This is a genomic window from Candidatus Harpocratesius sp., from assembly GCF_054039255.1.
The window spans coordinates 19,532-39,784 of sequence record NZ_JBPLBG010000050.1 but is presented as its reverse complement, the minus strand read 5'-3'; the positions used below and the strand labels follow the sequence as shown (position 1 = coordinate 39,784).

The following is a 20,253-nucleotide window of genomic DNA, read 5'->3' as shown; positions in this document are numbered from 1 at the left end:
TAGTTATCAGGATAAATAACATTGAAAAATTAATTTTAACAAACTCCTGAAACGAGATGATCAAATATGACTATGTTATATGATGAAGAGCATATCTGCAAGCATTGTCAACAAAAGACACCACACGTTCACTTCTGCACTCCAGCGGAAGAGGTAAAGCATTATAAATGCGAATATTGTGGAGAAGAAAATATAAATCACCGTCATATGTGCAAAGAAAAATTGAAAGCAATCAAATTCTACTGTGCGAATTGTGGCGCTGTTGGAGTAGAAGAAACACATGTGTGTAATCCTGTTCCAATTTCAACAGAATTACGTGAACAATGGGAAGAAATAAGCCATGAATCCCAATCCAGCACTTTACTCTCATGTGTTGTTTGTGGTCAACCTGTTAAGCCTCCAGGCCATTACTGTGATGTTAAGTATCCATTTGTATGCAAGTATTGCGGAACTACAATAGAGAAAGGGCGACATTTTTGTAAAGAAAAGGTTGGTAAAGCGAAATTTGATTGTAAAATTTGCGGAAGAATTGCAGTCGATGCTAGTGAATTATGTGCGCCTGCTAGATTTCGTGATGATGATGAATAGTTAATTATTAATTGAAAGAAATAAGATTAGAAATTAAGATTAATTCGGAATATTTGATAAAAATTGAGAATAACTGATTAAAATTTGCGAAAATTGATAAATTATTACTCTAGATGATTACAGTGCGTTTTGAAAGAAGAAATCTACTTGCATCAGATACCCTGAGTAGATATCTTCATTAGTTGTTTCCAACTTCGGTCTTCCTCTAAATGTATCATCATCTGCATATAAAAATGTACAACACAATTTTTGGCTTTTTGGGTTTTGATTTTTTTAGTTGATTTCATTTTATTTTAATTATTCTCCAAATTTCATCATCGTTTTTTTTGCTTCAATATTGGTTAAAAAAAATTGATAAGGATTCGGATGCTGAACTTTATAAGGATGACATTAAACACTGAACGACGTCAAATGGATTTGTCATCAGGAATTTTACGTGATAAATTTAATTTTAACGACGGAAAATTACTGAAAAATGGAGAACCAATGTTTGTAATCATGGGAGATTATCCATATTATCGCGACGATCCGAAGAATTGGCTTGATCGTTTAGCTAAATTGAAACATAGCGGTATTAACACCATCCAATGTGCTATTCCATGGCGTCATCATGTTAACTGGGATCTTAGAACTAAATCGCAAAAATTCGATTTCGAAGGAAATACAGCAGGAAATCGTAATTTCAAGTATTTTATCGAACTTTGCAAGAAAATAGGGTTATGGGTTAGCATGAATGTCGGACCTTTTTCAGATCCGAGTTTAACATATGGCGGAATGCCTGATTTTGTCAACCCAAAATATAATAAAATGATCAACAGTTATCGAAATCATCTTTATCTTCGAGGACATCAAGAGCGTTCGAAGAATCGTTGGAAACCTCTAAAGGGAGAACCACTTCCTTCTCCTAATGATCCGGTCTTTTTGGATTATGTGCAAGATTTTTTTAATCAAATTAATCAATCGATACTCAAACCATATGCCTATCCTGCAGGGCCTATCCTCTTTATTCAATTGGGATATCAAGGTTATTACTCAGAAGGAAAAGCACCATATTGGGTAGAGGGAGATTATAATCTACGAAATATTCATGCTTTTTGGAATTATTTGAGGCAGCAACATCAAACAATTGAGCAATTTAATGCGCAACACCGCACAAATTTTTCTTTTTGGAATCAAATTATCCCACCAATAATATATCCAGGTAATAATCATTTTAGTCATCCTTCTCAACTCTTATTAATCAATGAATGGATACAATTTAATACAGTTCAATACATTGAGTGGCTGCGTTTATTGAAAAAAATGCTTGGTTTTCCTGTTGACGATGAATTACGTGAAGAAAACTCAATTAAGAATAAGGAAAAGGAAATAGAAAAGAATAAAGAAAAAACTCTAGAAAAGAATAAAATAAGAATTCCAGAAAAGAATAAAGTAAGAATTCCAGAAAAGAATATACAAAAAATTCCAGAAAAGAAAAAAGAATTTCCAATTATTCTTATACAATGGGAGTCACCTATAGATCTACGGGTGGGATTGGATGCTTGGTTGTCCAGAATAAATTTAGCAAAAATTGAACAACAAGCAGGAGTCGTTTGCACTTTTACCAATTGGAGTAAAGCAGAAAACTATCATAAGACAAGTTTTGCTCGACACTCAATCATGATGAAATATGCAGAAAGATTTAACAAAGCAACTAATTGGGGATTGCGAAAACATTCTTCGACAAAATTTGAATATGCGTTTACTTCATTATATCAAACGTTGCTGACCTGCGCGTTAAATACAACTGGATATACACAAACACCTCTTGTGGGGACAAAATCTTGGTCATCAAAGATTGACTCTACTCATAAAAAGCCATATCCCACTTATTCAGCAATTGATGCTGCAGGGATTAGTGGTAACAAACTGCAGTTGATATCTGGAATCAATAAATATTTTGGGGATTATTACGGGAGTGAATTTTTACAGAGCAAAAGAGAAACTATGCTTGCTTTGGGGTTATATATGCCGTATGTTGAGTTAGCTGCTTATGGAGGGCACGATCCGAAATTGTGGAAGCGAAGACACTTAAATATTAAACACCCGCCTGTTTTTGGTCAAGATGTCTGGACTCAATTTCATTTGGCGGCACAGCATTTAGGAATGGATTATAAAATTATCAATTTAGAACACGAAAATATAGAAGCAAAAATTCCCCCTGCATTAAACATTCATCTTACAGATTTGATAGATAAAGGAAATGAATCTGGAAAAAAACGCCCAAAAATACTAATTTTTGCATCTAGTTTCTTTTTAAGTCGTGAAGTGCAGAAGAACTTAGTTTCTTATATCAAAAGAGGGGGTATTGTTTTTCTTTTTGGCCAACTGCCTGATTGTGATGAGCATTTTGCACCATGTACTGTGTTAAAGGATTTTGTGGCAAATGAAGTCGAAAGCTGCTGTCTTTCAAAGAAATCAGCCAAACATCAGATTTGCATCTTTCCAAAAAGAAAGGGAATTTTGCTCTTTCATGCTCGAAATCCCTTTGAACTTAAAAAAAGCGCTTGGTTTTATTTTATTGATTTTATAACTCGTGCATTATTTCGTATTAACTTCAAATTACCACATACTCCCGTTATAGATTTAGAAGCCATTCCATATCCAGAGTTAATGGCATGGTTAAGTCAAGACCGTTTGAATCCTAAACTTCAATTAAATTCTTTGAAAACCATTAACCTTCTGCTTCGTTTTCTTCAATCAAAAGGATTTTACAGAAATTTGGATATTTCTGTGCGAACGGATTTTATTTTTCGACATAAAATTCGAGTATTCGTATTCCAGCATCCCTCTAAAAATATTCAACATGTATTCATTTTTAGTCTTCAAACTCATTGGACTTTACCTGTCTCAATCCATATTTTTCACCCCGAATCTGGCTTTAGTAGTCGAATTCGAACTCATTTGGTTGGACATACTGCACAACTATTACGCATTGAAGAAGGTCGTTTGACTGCATGTATTTATAATGGTGTTAATCCCATTTCTCACCAGTATCAACCCTTGTTCATAAAAGTAAATAGACAAATTGTAAAGTCCCGCCATCCTCTTGATTTGATTTTCTTAAGTAATCGAAATCAAATGGAATTTTTCAGTGCCCATGGTCGATTTAAAGGGTTTACATCATTATTGGGATTTAAAGAAAAAATGATAAATATACGTCCTCGGGATCATCTTATATTGAAAGATTTAGGCGTCTCATTGAAAAATGCAGATTAATTAATTGGATTTTTGCCACGCACTTAATGTGGATAAAAATAATTCTGCATTTTTCTTTAATCTCTACTCTGATTATAAATTATAAGTGTAAGGATAACCACACTTTTGCTTATAAAACAAAAAATAATTGAATCAAAATGAATAATTCTAATTCATATAATTTTAATTGGAATATTTCTAAATCTTTGGATTCTATTTTACTCGATTTCCAAAACAGTAAAGAAAAATTAAACAATTATTAAAATAATCCAGTTGAGAATATAAATTTTCCATTAAATTAATTACGAGCCAAAGAGATTGGGTGCAATTTTATTACTAAAATTACAAAAATTTTTTAACCATTAACTATAAGTATGAAAGCCTCTACAAAAATATTAGATAGAACTATTTTATCACTCCCTCTATATTGTAAATAAAATGTTTCTTAATTTCCCTTAACTCCTTTATCTAGTTGATTACTATGGCAATTCCGAATTATTATGAAAAAGAATACGATGATTTCGATAACGAATGTTGCAATTCTCCAGATATAATTGTAAATTCTGAAGGAATGCGTGTTTGCTCCAATTGTGGACTTGTTCTAGGTCGAGCATATGTTTCACATGAAAAACGAGCATATACAGCTGATGAAGTTAAAAATCGAAGAAGAACAGAACCAAGATGGCGAAATTATGGCCCGCGAACAATTATTGGTATTAATTCTCCTGATGCAAAAGGTCAAGCATTACATGGAAAACGTCAAGCCATGTTTAACCGATTATCTAAAATTCAAGGTTCGTTAGTTAATTCACTTGAACGCAATTTTTGGGAAGCTCGACCCAAATTGAATCAATTAGCGCGAAAACTTACAATTCCAGAACATATTGTAGAGACTGCATGGAAAATTTATTCAGAAGTAGCTAAACAAAAGCTAACTATGGGACGTTCAATAGATTCATTTGTAACTGCATCTGTTTATGCTGCTATTCGAATCCACAATTTTCCCCGTTTATTAGAAGAAATCGTAGAAGTCGCCATGATTCCACTGCGTAGTGTCCATAGATCATTAGGCTTAATCGTCAGGATGGTCTTTCCAGTTTTGAAGATGAAATATAAACCAATTTCACCAGAACCTTTAGTTTTCCGTTTTGGGAACGATTTAAAGTTATCAGTTTCAGTTCAAAAGCAGGCATCGAATATGCTACGAATTGCACTAAGTCATGGTTTACGAAAAATGGGAAAAGATCCTAAAGGATTAGCTGCTGCTGCATTGTATATTGCAGCAAAACCAACATCTGAACGAAAGACTCAAACAGAAATAGCCGATGTTGCTCATGTTACTGAAGTAACTCTAAGAACACGGGCAAAACAAATTAAATCAAACATGTAATATTGAATTCCTTTTTTTAGAGTTATTTTGCGTTTTCTTCCTTTTTCAAATGATAGGAATATTTTAATGTTCTGCTAATCAAATGTAATACAATTATAGGATAACTTAAGGGGTGCGTATTATTTACTGCTACATTCTTGATAAATCAAAAATGGATTGGATTGAATCTAACAACTTATTTCTGCATGATATTGCATTACTTATAGAGAATACTGAAAAAAAGGTATATTTTTATGCAGGACCTAAATCGGCTAAAGAAGATCACGAATTAGGAAAACAATTAGCCCAAAATATTGTAAAAAAATTTGGTTATGATTTTATTATTCTAGATACTGCCGTTCCTTTAGCAATACAAAAAGAAATTGATTTGCTTTTAGGAGAAAATATAGATCCCAAAGCATATAAGGAAGAAAGAACCATTCTAATGCAAATTTTCGTAATTTTGGGCATTTCAGCTTCATTAACTTTACTTGCATTTTTAATTAATAATCTTCGTATGTTTGGGTGGCGAATCTCACTGCTTACATATGGTACTACATTGGATTCTTATAATGAATTATTTCGGATTTCTCGGATAACACTGTATATAGCTTTTGGTTTAATAATCAGTCAATTTTTATGCTCTCTTTTTACTAAAAGGATATTTTTAATTATTTCTTCTTTTGCTCTATTTCTTATTATCGGAGGGATATATTATTATATAGTTGAAGGAACAGGTCTATTTCAGAGAGCACCAGAAGAAATTAGGAGATCTGAATTATTATTACATTCCTTATGGTTGTTAATTTCAATTGGAGCTTTTTTTGGATTTATAGCTTGGTCTTCTATTGTAATTTTTAAACATACAGAAATTAAACCAAAAATGAGAATCAGCTTAGAAGAACAAAGAAGGGCATCTCACCCAACAATATTAAGGGACAAAGCACCAGTTGAGTTGAAGGAAATAAAAAAGGGATAAAAGAAGGTATTAAAATAAAATTAATAAAAGAGATAAGATAAAAATATTTCAGAATTAGAAAAATGAGAAATAGAGTGAAATGAAAGCACGACATCTTTTTTTTTTCCGCCTTTTTTCTAATGTGAAACAAAATCTTTTGAATGAAATTCTCAATTCTTCAAGTACAAGAGAAAGAAATAAAATAGAAGAAAATTTATCGCGTTTCTATAAAACATTTATTGTAAAAGTTGATAATTTTATTTTTTTAATGATATTTCTTTGGATACTTCAAAAAAGAAGTTTAATTGCAGAAAATCCCCATTTTTTCAGATATATATTTACAAAAATATCAAAATCACAAAATAATTATTCAGATAAGAGTGAACTAACAAATAATCAAACTTGTAGTCTATTTCATTTAAAAAGTTTTTCTAAATTTATATCAAAACTCATTTCTACTATTATTTTTCCAATCAATAATGAAAATTATCAAAAAGAGAAAAAAAAACAAAATAATATGATTAGAAGTAAAAATCAAAATCAAAATTCAGTCCATCTATTTGATTCAATTTATATAAGAATAGATCCCTCTTTATTCGATAATTTCGAGAATCAAATTATCCCTTTATCAATAATTGAAAATTTGAAAGACTCGATCTTTTTTGTTAATGAAGAGAAAGAAGTGAAAAAATATAAAAATAAAGAATCTTCACCAAATTCTCTTCCTGTTGCGATTTTCTCAGCTTGTGAAATCTTTGAACACAAGTGGGGAAATATAACACAAACTGATCTGGGATTTTTATTTGAAAAGTTCCTTCAAAATGAGACAAAACAACAAACAGGAGCATACTATACTCCGGCATATATTTGTGAAGATATTGCATTGAAGCTTTTTTTACATTCAATAATTCACCCAACGATAAAGGAATTGCCATTTGTTAATCAAGATTCAAATGCTCCCAATTTTTCTTCAAAGATATTAAATTTAAATATTGAAAACGAAGTTTTCGATTTAATTTCTTTGAAATCCTTCATTCTAGGTTTAGATAATGAAACAGGATATACTTTGATAAGACAAATCTATCAAAAAACTCTAAAATTTCGAATATTAGATCCAGCAGTAGGAACTGGAGATTTCTTAATTGCTATGGATAATATATTATTCTATTTCTATAAAGAAATTTGGGATATATGTAAAAACCGGCAGTATATTGATATTTTCTCAATTTATCTCGAAAATCACCGAAAATTTAATTTATTTTCACTCGAATCTTTTTCTGAAGCGATCTACTTCTTTCGTAAATATGAAATTTTTCCAAAAATGCTATATGGAGTAGATATTAACCCCAGATCATGCAGAATAACAAAATGGAGGTTATATCTAAAGATAATATCTCAAATTCCTAAACAATTGATAAAAAATCAGAAAACATACTTAATTCCAATGAATATTCATTCCGGTAACAGTTTAATTGGTTGGGACTCTTGGTATGATTTAGATTGTTTTTTAAATGGGAATAGCCTGCACAAGATCAACATTAAATTAAAAAATGAAATTGTGAAGAACTTATTAACTGTCAACACCCATTTACAGCAATTTTTGGAAAAAACAGGAACTAATCAGTTACCTCAAGGTATTTCTGCTTTAATAAAAATAAACCATATTTCTCTTCAAGATTCTTCCCGACTTCTTAATTATATTGTTCCACATTTCAAACTTATTGCAGAATTCAGAAAAAATAGAATATTCTTTTTAAAACAATATCGTAAAACCGAGACACAACAAGTAATTACAAATGTAAAATATCATTTACAAAAAATCCTAGATACATTATACTTTCTTAAATATTCAGGCGAAAAATCGAATTTAACTATACAAAACAAATCTAAGCCACTCAAATCTAAGCAAATTATTTCTAAATCACCCCAATATGAACAGTTTATAACAAAAAACAATACAAATAACAATTTTATTAAAATTTTTCACTGGATACTTGAATTTCCTGAAATATTTCCTTGCCCATCTCCACTATACCATCCTGAACTGATATCGTGCTTCAATTCAGGATTTAATTTAATTCTGGGAAATCCTCCTTATGGAAATCTACTATCATCTCAAGAAAAAAAACTACTTCCAAACTATGATGGCTTAAAAAGTGAAATTTCAAGCCTCTTTATTTCAAAAATAAATCGACTCTTAAGAATAAATGGTTCTTTTGGACTATTGACATCATATACAATTTGTTTTAACAAAAAGCTATCGAAATTAAGAAAAAATCTGATTAATTCATTTAATTTTCTATTTATAGCTACATTTGATCGAGATAAATGTCGTTTATTTGATGGAATGACTCAATCTGTTTCAATTCTTTTAGCATATGGTCATCATCCAATATATCCAAAAAAAGAAGGAAAATTATATACCACTCAAATGTTCCGCAAACTTCCTTCTTTAATGGAACTCGAATATCAGCCGGCTAATTCATTTTTATTAGGAGATTATATCGGAGTGAGCTTTAATGAGCCACATCGAGTTCCGAAAATTGGAACCTCTCCAATTTTAGAACTTTTAACACTTTTTAAATCATGGACAGAAGTAATACCAAAATATGACAATTCTCAACACAAAAACGAGAAAATAGATATTATAAGAAAAACAAAACTAAAAATGAGATTGGGAAATTGGATAAAAACAGCAATAATTTGCAAGGATGAAGAAAAAAGACACTATATACTAAAGCAATACCCTGAAAGATCCTCAGATGGAGTTTGGATCCGAATTTCAGGAAATTATTGGTACAATTCTTGGCATAAACCACCATATTGCGGGACTCAAATCGCATTTCTCCCTTTAAAATCTCCTTCTTCTTCTTTTCAAGCATTTCTATTGTGTTTAATTAATTCATCCTTGTTTTACACATGGTTTCGGATCTTTAGCGATGGACGTCATATGAATAAAGATATTCTTGCAGCTTTTCCATTACCTGTAAATTTTTCAGAAAGGCTTATTCGGTTTACTCCCTTGCTGAAAAAATGTGCTGAATACTTGATGAATAAATTATTCCAACACTATGATTCAGAACGTCGAAGATTTAACTCTTCACAAATAAAAGATACACTAAATATAGTAGATCTGATTCTTGGAATTCTACTAAAAATACCCAAATCATTAGTGTTTTATGTATTAAATTTCGAATCCTCAATAAGAGGGCGAAATCAAACTAAACACAACAAAGAGCAATTATCCCACCTTTTTTCAGAGTTAAAAGATATTTCAGACCAGTTAATGCGCGGAGACACAGAAAACAAAGTAATTCAGCAGTTTGAAGTATTATTTAATAAATACGATAAATAACAATTCTATGTCCTTACCTTAGCTATTTTTTAGGAAGTGTTCATATAATATTATGTCTTATGATTATTCGGCCGAAACATTATCTCTTACTATTTTTAGGCATTATTCTTGCATCTGGAATTTTTTATGTAAATTATTTTATTTTTCATGGAAATTCTTTGGGAAATTCTCTATATCTTTCTGTTTTTACTTTCTTATTTTGGTGGCTTTGCTGGTCATTGTATTTTGAAATTCGTGATTTCTGGCAATTTCGTTGGTTTGGAGCGGATGTAGAAAGAAATCGAATCGAAATTACACCAATTTCAATTCCACTTTCTTCATTTGAAGATAATGAAAGTCAAAAAAACAATAAAGACAAAAAAAAGAAAATCAAATTTTTACATGGAGAATGGATTCATAGCCAATTTAATAGCAACAGATCACCAATAATTATTTTCGTTCACGGATTTTCAGATGATTCTCTCTACATCAGGCATTACACAATTCCTCTTGCTCATGCTGGATATAATGTAATCGCATATGATAATCGCGGAACAAAAAAATCCCGTAAAGCAGGTGCAAAATCTCAGTTCGTAGATATAACAAACGATTTAGAGTATGTTATCAAATTTCTGAAAAAAGATCCACGCTTTTGTGATTTGACAATAAATCTTATCGGTTTATCATTAGGTGCTATTGCTGTTATAAAGCAAGGTCTGAGGAACCTAAACCTTGTCCCAGAAAGTCAAGATAATTTCAAAAATCAAAATGATTCCAAAAATCTAGATAAAGAAGTCAAAAAAGGAAAACAGATTGAAAACCACGATTCTATTAATGACAACATTTCAAAAATTATTGCCATAGCAGCAATGGGAAATTACCGTGAATCAATTCCCTTTTCACCTGTTCCATTTCTGAAAAATTGGTGGTTTTGGTTAAGATATACATTTTTTGGAGTTCCAATAAATCCAATTTATAAAAAAAATTTTGAATTATCTCCACTTTTACAAATTGAACAAAAAAAACAAGAAATGAAAAACCAAGTCTTTTGGAAAAACTACATAAATAAAAAATTCTATCTAATCCATGCCAAAAATGATTTAGTAATTCCTGTTGAGCATTTTTGGGATAATTTAGATGAATTGAGCTTAGATTCATCAAATTGGCTTATAACTCAAAGAGGAGGTCATAATTTTCTTAGATATGAACCTATTTTATTATCCCAAATCATTTGGTTTTTACATTCTTAAAAATTATATTTAAACAATTTCATAACTATTTCTAAATTTTAATTTCCTTCATTTTTTTGCTTATTCAGCACAAAATCAGGCGGAATAATAGTTACATTACGGGCTTCTACTGTTCCTTCTTTCATTCCAGCAACTACCTCAAATTCTACCCGCAAATCAGGAAGAAGTGTTTTAAAACCTTCCATATTAATATGTGAGTAATGAACAAAAATTTCATGATTTGGTTCATTTTCGGGAATACTGTCTCTTATAATAAATCCAAAACCGAGACGAGGATCGAACCATTTCACCGTTCCACGTTCCATTGTGTATTTCACCATCCATATTAGTTCGGGAATTCCTGTATTCGCATTTCGTGATCTCGATCAACTCAACATATAAGGATCGAATTAGTTATTTTAACTTGTTGTTACGCCTTTTAAATGTTTTTTGATAATTTCCAAAAGAATTAAGTGGTTTGCATGGCAAAAGATCTTAATGATTCATCGCTCAATAATTGAAAATTTAAAGTTGGAAGCTTTAAATAAGGGAAAAGAAGTTCAATTTCCTGAAAATGGAAATGAAATATTGGTAATTAAAGAAGAGTTCATAAAAGATCAGTATTCTGTATCAGTGGGTGTTGGAAAAGCAATAGTAATTAATTATCGTTATTTTGATGTAAAAGGAAAAATTATTTCAGATTCTTTTCCAAATTTTTCTGATAATGTATTACGTATTGAACCAAAATTAATAAAAAATACAAAAGGAACTAAGTACTTTGCAGTAGTTTTTAAACCAGGGTTTGTTCTCGCCATTGATGAAGCAACATGGAAAGATAAATTTGCAACACTTCAAGATTTAATAGAAGTTCTTAAGAATTTAGGGAACTCCAGCTTACAATCATTATTTGATGAAATTAAAACAATTGGATAATTAACTTAGACTTTATTTACAACTAAGTATTAGCGTTCAATCTTGAATAAATGATTAGGTGTTATCAAAAGTGTACCTTCCTTCAATTTTATTACATTTCCACCAGTACGTAAGCAGTATTTTTTAATTTTTTGAAGTTGATCTTGAAGTACTGATGATTCTGATTTTTGTCCCTTAGCAATTCGAAGTAGAGGTTTTAGATTTACAATCATTAAATTACCATCTAAAAGATTGTGCTGAAGCAAAGCAAAATCACGCGATCCGTTTAATGTAATTTGCTTTATGAATAAATTTTCAGGAAGAAATTTATTTTCAATATTTCCTTTGGTTTTGTGTGTAAAAAGACCCATCTTCAATAGATTTCAAACCAAAAATTGAAATAAATCTCTCAATCATATAAATGACATTTGAATATCATCTAGATAATTATAAATTCATTTTGAATACAACTCATTCAACTATTAAGAAGATGAAGATTTTTGATTATCAAATTTTAAAGATAAGTGCTCCACAGCTGAGAAAAAATTTGAAAAATCAAGATAATAACCTAAATTGGGATGTAATGATATTTTTGATTTAGAAATTATAATAAAATTCATTTTAGCTAGTGCCTTAAGATCTTCTTCAATTGATTGTTTTTTGCGTAATTCTAAGATTCTCGCTTTATCAATAGGACTTTTTGAAATCATAATAGATGTAATTATAACCATTAGTGTTGCCCCTAATCGAGGCTTATTCTGAAATGGATTAGAACCTATTGACTCGAGAATTTCAGGTGATTTAGCTAAAAACCATCTTTGATTAAGTTGGTTTTTTTTAACTCTCAAACCAAAAACACGAATTGCTTGAGCATACGAATTAAGTAATTGTATCAATTGAATTTTTGCATATTTTCCACTCAATCCTAAAGATTTAATTAGTTGATCTTCAGTGGAACCAATTGAAATAATATTATCTGATATATCCGAATTAATTATTTGAGTATCGCTGAGTAGATGCGTGAGAAGGCCAAATTCATTCATATCTCTTCACTTTCTTTTCATTCATTTGGATTTTCGTCATGATTTATTATTTTGTTCAGATTTCTTTTCTTTTTCTTATTGCTTTCAACATTTTCTTTCTTTTCCATTTTTTTTTCATATTTTTCAGCCCATTCTTCTTTGTCTGCTGCAATGGAAAAGAATTTTGTTTGCTGATCGTATTTTAAAAATCCTTCTTGTGTTAAATGCAAAATGTATGAAAAATAGCGAAAATATTTACTGGGATTTTGATAATTATGCAAAATAACAGACAATTCGCAAGGAAGTACGTCTAAAATGTTTTTATAAAAGGAGAGAATTTCTTCTTGTATCTCTTTAGATTCAAGTGAAAACATTTCAACACATTTTTCTGAAGTTAGTACTAATTCTGATGGTGGGGAATAAACACTTCTGGATTTTTTTTCCAATACTAGATTTTTATAACTTTTAATCAAATATTTTGAAGAAATAGAAGAAATTTGAAAAGGTGATATCCAAAATCGTGTTAAAAGAGAGTTCAATAAAATATCATCAGAATCATTCTCCAAAAATGCATCAATAAGTTCCTTTTGAGATAATAATAGAATATATTGCTTTATTGCTTCAATTTTCAGCTTTAAAATGTCCGTTCCGCCTTGTAAAATGGAAAGTGCAAGATCAATATCTTTAGGATTTAATAGTGAAGAAAGCTTATGAAAAATAGGAATAAGATCTTTATCAATTAATTGATCTGTATCAGAATTAGCTTGCTTTTCCAATTCCTCAATTTCCTTCATCAAATCTTGTAATTCGTTGCGATTTACCATTTTTTCACTCCGATTCTTGCTTAAGATTCATGAGCAAACGCACGAGAATAATGAACAAATGAAGGCCCAAATTTCCCGTTACGACTAACTCCAATTACCTTATTTGCGTTTTTTAGCAGAGGAATATTTTTACTTGGCATCAAAAGAATAAATTGAATCCCATTTCTTGAAAGTTGATGAATTAGCTTAGCAATAGTTTCAGCGTTAAGTTCGTCTAAAAACATATCACATTCATCATAAATATTCAAAGGAGATGGATTTAGATGGGTGAGTGATAACATCAGACAAATTCCAACCATCGATCGTTGGCCACCACTGACAGCTTGCAGGGGATATTGAACATTACAATTGTTAATACTGGTTGTGGTTATTACTGATAACTTTAGAGATTCAATCTCACCTTTAAGATTCATTTGAATTGTAAAATTCTGACCTGAAAATTGAAGTTTAGAATTTGTGGAATCTTGTAGAAAGTTAATTTTTTCCTGAAAATTCTTAAAAAAAGTTGTTTCTAATCGCTTTTGAGACGTTTCAGCAGCAGAAATTTCATTTTGTATAGATTGTCTTTTTTCACCAATGCGATCGATAATATTCTCCAATTTTTCTTTTTCTAATAAAATTCCATCATCGACTTGAATTTTATCGATTTCATGTTGAATAAACTGAATATCTGCTTTAATTTCATCAATTGTTCTTTTAGAATTCAAAGATATGCTTCCTTTGAGAAGATTTTCTATGGTTTGAAGTTTAATAGAATTATCTTCCAAAGATTGTGAAAGTTGAGACTGCTTAAATTGAAGTGTGTTGATTTTTAGAGAAATTTCATGCTTCTTTTCTAGAATATTGGAGATTTTCTCTTCTAAATCTTTTAATTTATCGCCTTTCTCTTTTTCTTTCTGTTGATATTGATATATTTCTTTTTCTAATTTTATTGTTTCTTGAAATAAACTATAAAATTTATCATCTTTAGATTTCAACTCAAAAATTAATTTAGATTTCCGCGTTTCTAAATCTTCAAGATGAATTTTAATTTTTATCTCATTTTCTTTCAAGTGTTCTCTCTGTTTTTGAAGATTTCCGTACATATCATTTAATTCTATTAAAATTTCATTGAATTCTGCGATTTTCAGAGGAATTTCATCTAGTTGCTGTTTTTGTTCAACGAATGAATCAGGTAAAGATTGCTTTAAACTATTAATCTTCTTTTGTTTTTCTTGAATATCTTGGATTTTTTGTTGGATTTTTTTGAATAATTCTTTCTTTTTTGATACTAAATTATTTTTTGATGTGGTTTTTATTTCTAAAAGTTTATAATTTGAATATAATCGATCAACATCCTTTAATCTGCTTTTTAAAATGGAGAGTTTGTGCTTTTCTTCTTTTAATCGTTGTTCTCGTTCCAAATATAATTCTCTATTATGTTTCATTTGATTTGATAATTCTGCAATTTTTTTCTTTGCTTGAGCCACATTTTGAAATTTTACTCTTTGAGAAGAAGAAATACGCGGTTGAGCTTCTAAAACGAGTCTTTTAGGACGAATTTGATCACCTGTAAGAGTAACTACCCACGAAGACCAATTATATCGTTCAATATATTGTTCTCCTATAATGTGATCTTTAACGACTAAAGTCTTATTGGCTACTGAGTAAATTACTTTCGAAATTGCAGGATCTTCCGAAATTGGTTTAATTTTTTCAGCTAAATACCCAAAAATACCTGATGTTGGATCAGTTTTAAGGTTAGGGAGTGGTCTAATTTGATTTGTCCGTTCTTTGTAAATTTTACATCTAGCACCATGCTTTTTAGCTAAAGTTGTTAAGAGATGGAATGTTTCGCTATCTTTAGCAATAAAACTGAAAAGTACAGAAAAACCAAAAATAGATTCCACAGCTGATCTATATAATTCATCATAGGTTATGTAATCGATTAATGGGCCAATAAAATTAAGATTTCGTTCTTTCAATTCATCTATTAAAGCTTGAATTTGCCGCGGTTTCGGAAAATTTCGATCAATAATAGAATTATTTATTTTTTTTATTGATTTAATATTTTCATTATATATTTCTTGTAAATCGCTTAAATTTTTTGTTAAAACAGAGATTCTCTGTAAAACATTATATTCTTCTTGTCGCATTAAAGCGGGCAAATTATCAGTCGGATTTTTTAAAAACCATTGATATTTTCGAAATTCATTTTTAATCTTATTGATTTCTCTTAATCTTTGATCAATTTCTTTTGTGAAATTGTCATAATCAGATTGATACTCCTCTAAATTTGCAGTTAAGATGCTTAAGACTTGTTCTTCGGCATCTAATTGATTAATTGTATATTTATATTGCTGCATTTGATTTTGTAATTGTGTCTTTATAGTCTGTAAACTTTGGATCTGTTTTTGATGTTTACTAAGTTGAATTTCAGTTGATTTAATTTTTGACTCATTAAGAACGATTTCGGAAGAAATTTGTTTTTTTTGCTTAATTTGCGTCTCAATTTCATGTTCCACACTTTGAATTTGAGTAGCAATATTATTTTTTTCATCTGTCCAATCCTCTATTTGCTGTTTAATTTGCTCATTTTTCATTTGAAGTTTAGTTCGTTTTTCAATCAATTCATTATAAAACTTTGTTTCTTTTTTCTTTTCATTTTCATAAATAGAAATTTCTTCACTAAATCCATTAATTTGTTTGTTAAAAGATTGAATATCTTCAGAAATAATAAAAATTTCACGTTGCAATCTCTTGATTTCTTCTTCAATTTGTGATTTTTGAGCAATTACCAATTCTAATTCTAGCTTATCTAAATGAGATTTGAGTTCATCTTTCTTTTTTAGCTGTTCAATTAAAGGCTCCAATTCTGTTAGCTGATTGAGAAGGTTTTCTCGCTCAGCTAATAACGAATTTTCTTCTTGTTTCAATCGAAAAATCTCGGACTTTACTTCAAGTATTTGTTCTCGAGTTAAATTTAATCCTAATCCATTTTCGATAAACGAACATAGAGTTTCTTCTTTGAAATCTTTAATTGTATCAATATTTCCTTGAGACATAAATGCAAAAATATTATTCGGATCAATTTGAATTTGTTTTGTAAAATCTTTAACTTTTTTAACGGATATAATTCTCAATTTTTTATCTTTTGGTGATTTAAATAAGAATTTAGGAGTTTCATGCAGCGAAACAACGCGCTGTAATATATATTCCGCTTTATCGATAAAAATATGAATTTGAACTACAGCTTTTTTAGCACCTGTCCTAATAAAATCAGCCCATTTAGAATATCTACCATCGTAATCATTAGAACCTAATACAAATTTTAAAGCTTGATAAATAGAACTTTTTCCAGCCCCATTTGGTCCAATAATAATTGAAAATTGAGGATCAAATAACACTTCATCATATTCAAAGGAAAGAAAGTTATGTAAGACTATTTTTTCAACAAATATAATTGGTGATGAAAATAGATTTTTCTCTGATATTGAAACTTTTTTTTCTTTATCTGCATCAGAAATTGTAGAAATATGGGAAATGGATTCTGAAATTTCATCGGACTTTGACATTTTTACCAGAGAATAAATATTATTTATTATCGTTTATAATTAATTTATTTTTTTTGAGAAAAAAGATCTATTTGTGAAAGACGCTGTTTAGCTTTATGTAATTGAGTGATTGCCTCTTTAGGCGATTCTTTCATTAAAAAAGAATAATCAGCGAGCAAAGATAACTCAGACTTCTGAAGAATTATTCCTTTTTGTAGTTTATCAAGGATCAATATCATCTCATCATAACAAGAACTGGCAACTTCTTGATATAACTGATATATAAAATCACGATTATAGTTACTTAATTTTCTATTTGTTAAAGCTTCAACATTATTCACATTTTCTTTAAAATTCGAAATTTGTCGATTATTGAAGCTATCTTTTGAATATTTCACATTATTGATAAGACTTGGTTGAAAAATTCGACGATTCATGAGATTTAAAACATATTCTGTAGTGATCTCTGCAGATTCCCATTTTTTCTTAGAAAATGAATTTTCAATAATGAAATACTTTTGACATAATTTGTAAAATTCTTGAATATGAGAAAAGTTCCATTTATTCATTTGCTGAGCGAGATGTTCTAAATTAATAGAATTTTTAGGAATTAATGAAGGTAGAACCTTTAAAAATTGAACACGTGTTTTAAAAGACGGAGAATTAAAATGAAAAATAAAATCGAAGTATTGGTTAGGTAATCGTTGATCTATACCTTCATTTAAAATAATTATAAGAGGAAAAGAGAGTAACTTAGAAGAAGCACCCAAATCTGTGAGAATATTGTAAAGAACTAAATTAACATCCGTTTGAAGAGTTGAATGAAGCGAGATTTCTGAAGAAGTGTGGATAAAAATGGAAAAGATTGCTTTACCAGAATCTAAATCTTGTAGATATGATGAAATAACCCTTGAAAGCGGTTGTTTTAATTTAGAAATATTGGAATCATTGGGAATAAATAGATCAAGGTAAATTACGAGACAATTATAAAGCTTGCTAAAGATTGCAAAAAAATCCCGTAACCCATGACCATTTGGAACAAAAACAATTGATCTTTGGAAAATTGGAAAAAGATTTGACTTAAGATTTATGTACATTGAAGAATTTTTGCTTTGATTCAATGTAGAATCTGTTGGTGAAGCGTTTTGATTTTGAAATGATATATTTGATTGTTTTTCATTCATTAGCAGGCAATAATTAAGATATTTAAAAAGAGCCTCATATTCAGGAAAATATTGATTTATCGAAAGAATTTTTTTAATAAATGAATTTTGATAAATATAAAGATTACAATAAATGTTTTCTGCAAAATAAAAGAATAAATTAGGGAAATTTGAAAGAGAATTAAAAGAAATCTTAATTTGGGATTTCAAAGTTTCTTTTGATGAAAAAGTTTTATCCAATGATGATTCTTTATCATGATCTTTATTTTCGGAAAAATCACTTGAATTATGAGATTTTGTCGAAATATTTGATGATTGTTCATTCAACTCTTTATTCCTCTAATTTAATACGCCGTATGAAAAATTTAAAGTTATGGTGAATTATAAAAGAAAGTATTTTGAGATAAATAACAATACTCAACACTGAAGTATTAAATTAATTAAAGATGAAAGTATCAAAAAAAAATAATGAAAAAGAGAATTATTTATTATATGCGAAATTCCTTCCATAAATTTCAGTTAAATGCTTCAACCATGAGGCTTTTTCATCTGTTAACATCCCATAATCGATTTGATACTGCCAATTCCCATGGGTAGTGCTGGGAATGTTCATACGTGATTCACTCCCCTCACCAAATACATCTTGGAGCGGTAATATTGCTACAATTGCTCTTGAAGAGTAAACTAAACGAATCATAATTTCTACTATATTTAAAGGTTCCATTCCAATATACTCCTTCAAATATGCCTTTTCTTTATCCATTGCATAATTTTGCCACCAACCTAATGTTGTATCATTATCATGTGTGCCAGTGTATGCTATGGTATCTTTAGAGATATTATGGGGAAGATGTGAATTACTTGCATCAGATGTGAATGCAAATTGAAGAACTTTCATACCCGGAAAATTAAATTTATTTCTTAATGCAGTAACTTCAGGAGTTATCACTCCTAAATCTTCAGCAATTATAGGTAATTTACCTAAAGATTTAGTGATGGTGTTAAAAAGTGCTAATCCAGGTGCTTTTATCCATTTTCCATTAACTGCTGTTTTTTCACTAGCTGGAATTTTCCAATAAGCTTGAAATCCTCGAAAATGATCAATTCTAATCCAATCACAAAGTTGAAAAATTTGTTTAAATCGCTGAATAAACCATTGAAAATGTTGTTTTTCCATAATATCCCAATTGTAAAGCGGATTACCCCATAATTGCCCTGTCTCTGAAAAATAATCTGGCGGAACCCCAGCTTGAAAGATCAAATTTCCATCTTTATCCACTGTAAATAGTTCTCGATGACTCCATACATCTACAGAATCATGTGCCACAAAAATGGGCATATCTCCGATAATTTCTATACCTTTGGAATTGGCATAATGCTTTAATTTCATCCATTGAGAAAAAAACAACCATTGAACAAATTTTAAATACTCTAATTCTTCCTGATGATCAGATTTCCATTGAAAAAGAACTTTAGAATCTCGATTTGCATATTTCTCAGGCCATTCTATCCATGAGCGTAATTGTTGACTGTTTTTAATAGAATAAAACAAGACATAATCATCTAACCAATCATGATTTTCTTTGCAAAATATTGTAAATTCTTTTTTTAAGCGGGTAAATTTATTTGGATTTTGGATAAAATTTTGGTAAGATTTCTGTAAAATTCCTTCTTTAAACTTATAAGCTTTAGCATAATCTACTTTTTTGGCTTGTTCCCATTTTTTTACAGAATTGGTAAAATTACTAAAAGAAGGTAAATCTGAATTGGTTAATTTCTCCAAGATCTCATTTTTAGAGAGTAAATTAAGTGAAACTAAACCATCAGGAGAAATTAATAAAGGATTTCCAGCAAAAGCTGAAAGAGTTTGATATGGAGAATCAGCATATCCAGTAGGACCAAGAGGTAAGATCTGCCAAAATTTCTGTCCGGCTTTTTGTAAAAATTCTATAAAAGAATATGCTTGAGGACCTAAATCTCCAATTCCATAAGGAGTAAATAAACAAGTAGGATGAAGTAAAATCCCCGCTGAACGCTCTAAACTTAACGAATCCACGCCTATCACTTACAAATACCATAAGGGG

Annotated in this window: 14 protein-coding genes; 7 read left to right on the top strand and 7 right to left on the bottom strand. The window is 29.7% G+C overall.

Annotation, left to right across the window (positions count from 1 at the left end; translation table 11 throughout):
- The first annotated feature begins 66 nt into the window (after positions 1–66).
- The 6 genes from ACXLDF_RS12340 (at position 67) to ACXLDF_RS12315 (ending at position 10,736) form a co-directional block, all read left to right on the top strand.
- The gene (locus tag ACXLDF_RS12340) at positions 67–588 is read left to right on the top strand and encodes a hypothetical protein (protein WP_457558841.1); all 522 of its coding nucleotides are present in this window, start codon (positions 67–69) and stop codon (positions 586–588) included.
- 384 nt (positions 589–972) lie between these two features.
- Positions 973–3,846: a beta-galactosidase gene (locus ACXLDF_RS12335; protein WP_457558840.1), complete on the top strand. Its 2,874-nt coding sequence runs from the start codon at positions 973–975 to the stop codon at positions 3,844–3,846.
- A 460-nt stretch (positions 3,847–4,306) separates the two neighbouring features.
- Positions 4,307–5,215 (top strand): transcription initiation factor IIB, encoded by a 909-nt coding sequence (locus ACXLDF_RS12330; protein WP_457558839.1) that lies wholly within the window; start codon positions 4,307–4,309, stop codon positions 5,213–5,215.
- A 151-nt stretch (positions 5,216–5,366) separates the two neighbouring features.
- Entirely contained in the window at positions 5,367–6,173 is an 807-nt protein-coding gene (locus ACXLDF_RS12325; RefSeq protein ID WP_457558838.1) for a hypothetical protein, read from the top strand.
- 496 nt (positions 6,174–6,669) lie between these two features.
- Positions 6,670–9,507: an Eco57I restriction-modification methylase domain-containing protein gene (locus ACXLDF_RS12320; RefSeq protein WP_457558837.1), complete on the top strand. Its 2,838-nt coding sequence runs from the start codon at positions 6,670–6,672 to the stop codon at positions 9,505–9,507.
- 59 nt (positions 9,508–9,566) lie between these two features.
- Positions 9,567–10,736 carry an alpha/beta hydrolase gene (locus ACXLDF_RS12315; RefSeq protein ID WP_457558836.1) on the top strand — a complete coding sequence of 390 codons (1,170 nt, stop codon included), beginning with the start codon at positions 9,567–9,569 and terminating at the stop codon, positions 10,734–10,736.
- A gap of 38 nt (positions 10,737–10,774) precedes the next feature.
- On the opposite strand, the gene ACXLDF_RS12310 is transcribed toward ACXLDF_RS12315, so the two are convergent.
- Positions 10,775–11,041 carry a cold shock domain-containing protein gene (locus ACXLDF_RS12310; protein ID WP_457558835.1) on the bottom strand — a complete coding sequence of 89 codons (267 nt, stop codon included), beginning with the start codon at positions 11,039–11,041 and terminating at the stop codon, positions 10,775–10,777.
- A gap of 172 nt (positions 11,042–11,213) precedes the next feature.
- On the opposite strand from ACXLDF_RS12310, the gene ACXLDF_RS12305 reads away from it, so the two are divergent.
- Positions 11,214–11,648: a hypothetical protein gene (locus ACXLDF_RS12305; RefSeq protein WP_457558834.1), complete on the top strand. Its 435-nt coding sequence runs from the start codon at positions 11,214–11,216 to the stop codon at positions 11,646–11,648.
- Positions 11,649–11,677: 29 nt separating this feature from the next.
- Here ACXLDF_RS12305 and ACXLDF_RS12300 read toward each other — a convergent pair whose 3' ends face one another.
- The 6 genes from ACXLDF_RS12300 to malQ form a co-directional block, all read right to left on the bottom strand.
- A complete protein-coding gene (locus tag ACXLDF_RS12300) occupies positions 11,678–11,998 on the bottom strand; it encodes a hypothetical protein (protein ID WP_457558833.1) in 321 nt (106 codons plus the stop codon).
- A gap of 111 nt (positions 11,999–12,109) precedes the next feature.
- Positions 12,110–12,670 carry a hypothetical protein gene (locus ACXLDF_RS12295; protein ID WP_457558832.1) on the bottom strand — a complete coding sequence of 187 codons (561 nt, stop codon included), beginning with the start codon at positions 12,668–12,670 and terminating at the stop codon, positions 12,110–12,112.
- 17 nt (positions 12,671–12,687) lie between these two features.
- Positions 12,688–13,473 carry a hypothetical protein gene (locus ACXLDF_RS12290; protein WP_457558831.1) on the bottom strand — a complete coding sequence of 262 codons (786 nt, stop codon included), beginning with the start codon at positions 13,471–13,473 and terminating at the stop codon, positions 12,688–12,690.
- 20 nt (positions 13,474–13,493) lie between these two features.
- Positions 13,494–17,027 (bottom strand): AAA family ATPase, encoded by a 3,534-nt coding sequence (locus ACXLDF_RS12285; protein WP_457558830.1) that lies wholly within the window; start codon positions 17,025–17,027, stop codon positions 13,494–13,496.
- A gap of 44 nt (positions 17,028–17,071) precedes the next feature.
- Positions 17,072–18,496 carry a hypothetical protein gene (locus ACXLDF_RS12280; protein WP_457558829.1) on the bottom strand — a complete coding sequence of 475 codons (1,425 nt, stop codon included), beginning with the start codon at positions 18,494–18,496 and terminating at the stop codon, positions 17,072–17,074.
- A 154-nt stretch (positions 18,497–18,650) separates the two neighbouring features.
- Entirely contained in the window at positions 18,651–20,225 is a 1,575-nt protein-coding gene (malQ, locus tag ACXLDF_RS12275) for a 4-alpha-glucanotransferase (RefSeq protein WP_457558828.1), read from the bottom strand.
- Positions 20,226–20,253: the final 28 nt, after the last annotated feature.

Bases quoted from the DNA above. Each gene is read 5' to 3' on its own strand.
- ACXLDF_RS12335 (WP_457558840.1), top strand. From the start codon at position 973: ATGACATTAAACACTGAACGACGTCAAATGGATTTGTCATCAGGAATT.
- ACXLDF_RS12330 (WP_457558839.1), top strand. From the start codon at position 4,307: ATGGCAATTCCGAATTATTATGAAAAAGAATACGATGATTTCGATAAC.
- ACXLDF_RS12305 (WP_457558834.1), top strand. From the start codon at position 11,214: ATGATTCATCGCTCAATAATTGAAAATTTAAAGTTGGAAGCTTTAAAT.
- ACXLDF_RS12325 (WP_457558838.1), top strand. From the start codon at position 5,367: ATGGATTGGATTGAATCTAACAACTTATTTCTGCATGATATTGCATTA.
- ACXLDF_RS12285 (WP_457558830.1), bottom strand. From the start codon at position 17,027: ATGTCAAAGTCCGATGAAATTTCAGAATCCATTTCCCATATTTCTACA.
- ACXLDF_RS12310 (WP_457558835.1), bottom strand. From the start codon at position 11,041: ATGGAACGTGGAACGGTGAAATGGTTCGATCCTCGTCTCGGTTTTGGA.
- ACXLDF_RS12290 (WP_457558831.1), bottom strand. From the start codon at position 13,473: ATGGTAAATCGCAACGAATTACAAGATTTGATGAAGGAAATTGAGGAA.
- ACXLDF_RS12340 (WP_457558841.1), top strand. From the start codon at position 67: ATGACTATGTTATATGATGAAGAGCATATCTGCAAGCATTGTCAACAA.
- ACXLDF_RS12315 (WP_457558836.1), top strand. From the start codon at position 9,567: ATGATTATTCGGCCGAAACATTATCTCTTACTATTTTTAGGCATTATT.
- ACXLDF_RS12320 (WP_457558837.1), top strand. From the start codon at position 6,670: ATGATTAGAAGTAAAAATCAAAATCAAAATTCAGTCCATCTATTTGAT.
- ACXLDF_RS12295 (WP_457558832.1), bottom strand. From the start codon at position 12,670: ATGAATGAATTTGGCCTTCTCACGCATCTACTCAGCGATACTCAAATA.
- ACXLDF_RS12300 (WP_457558833.1), bottom strand. From the start codon at position 11,998: ATGGGTCTTTTTACACACAAAACCAAAGGAAATATTGAAAATAAATTT.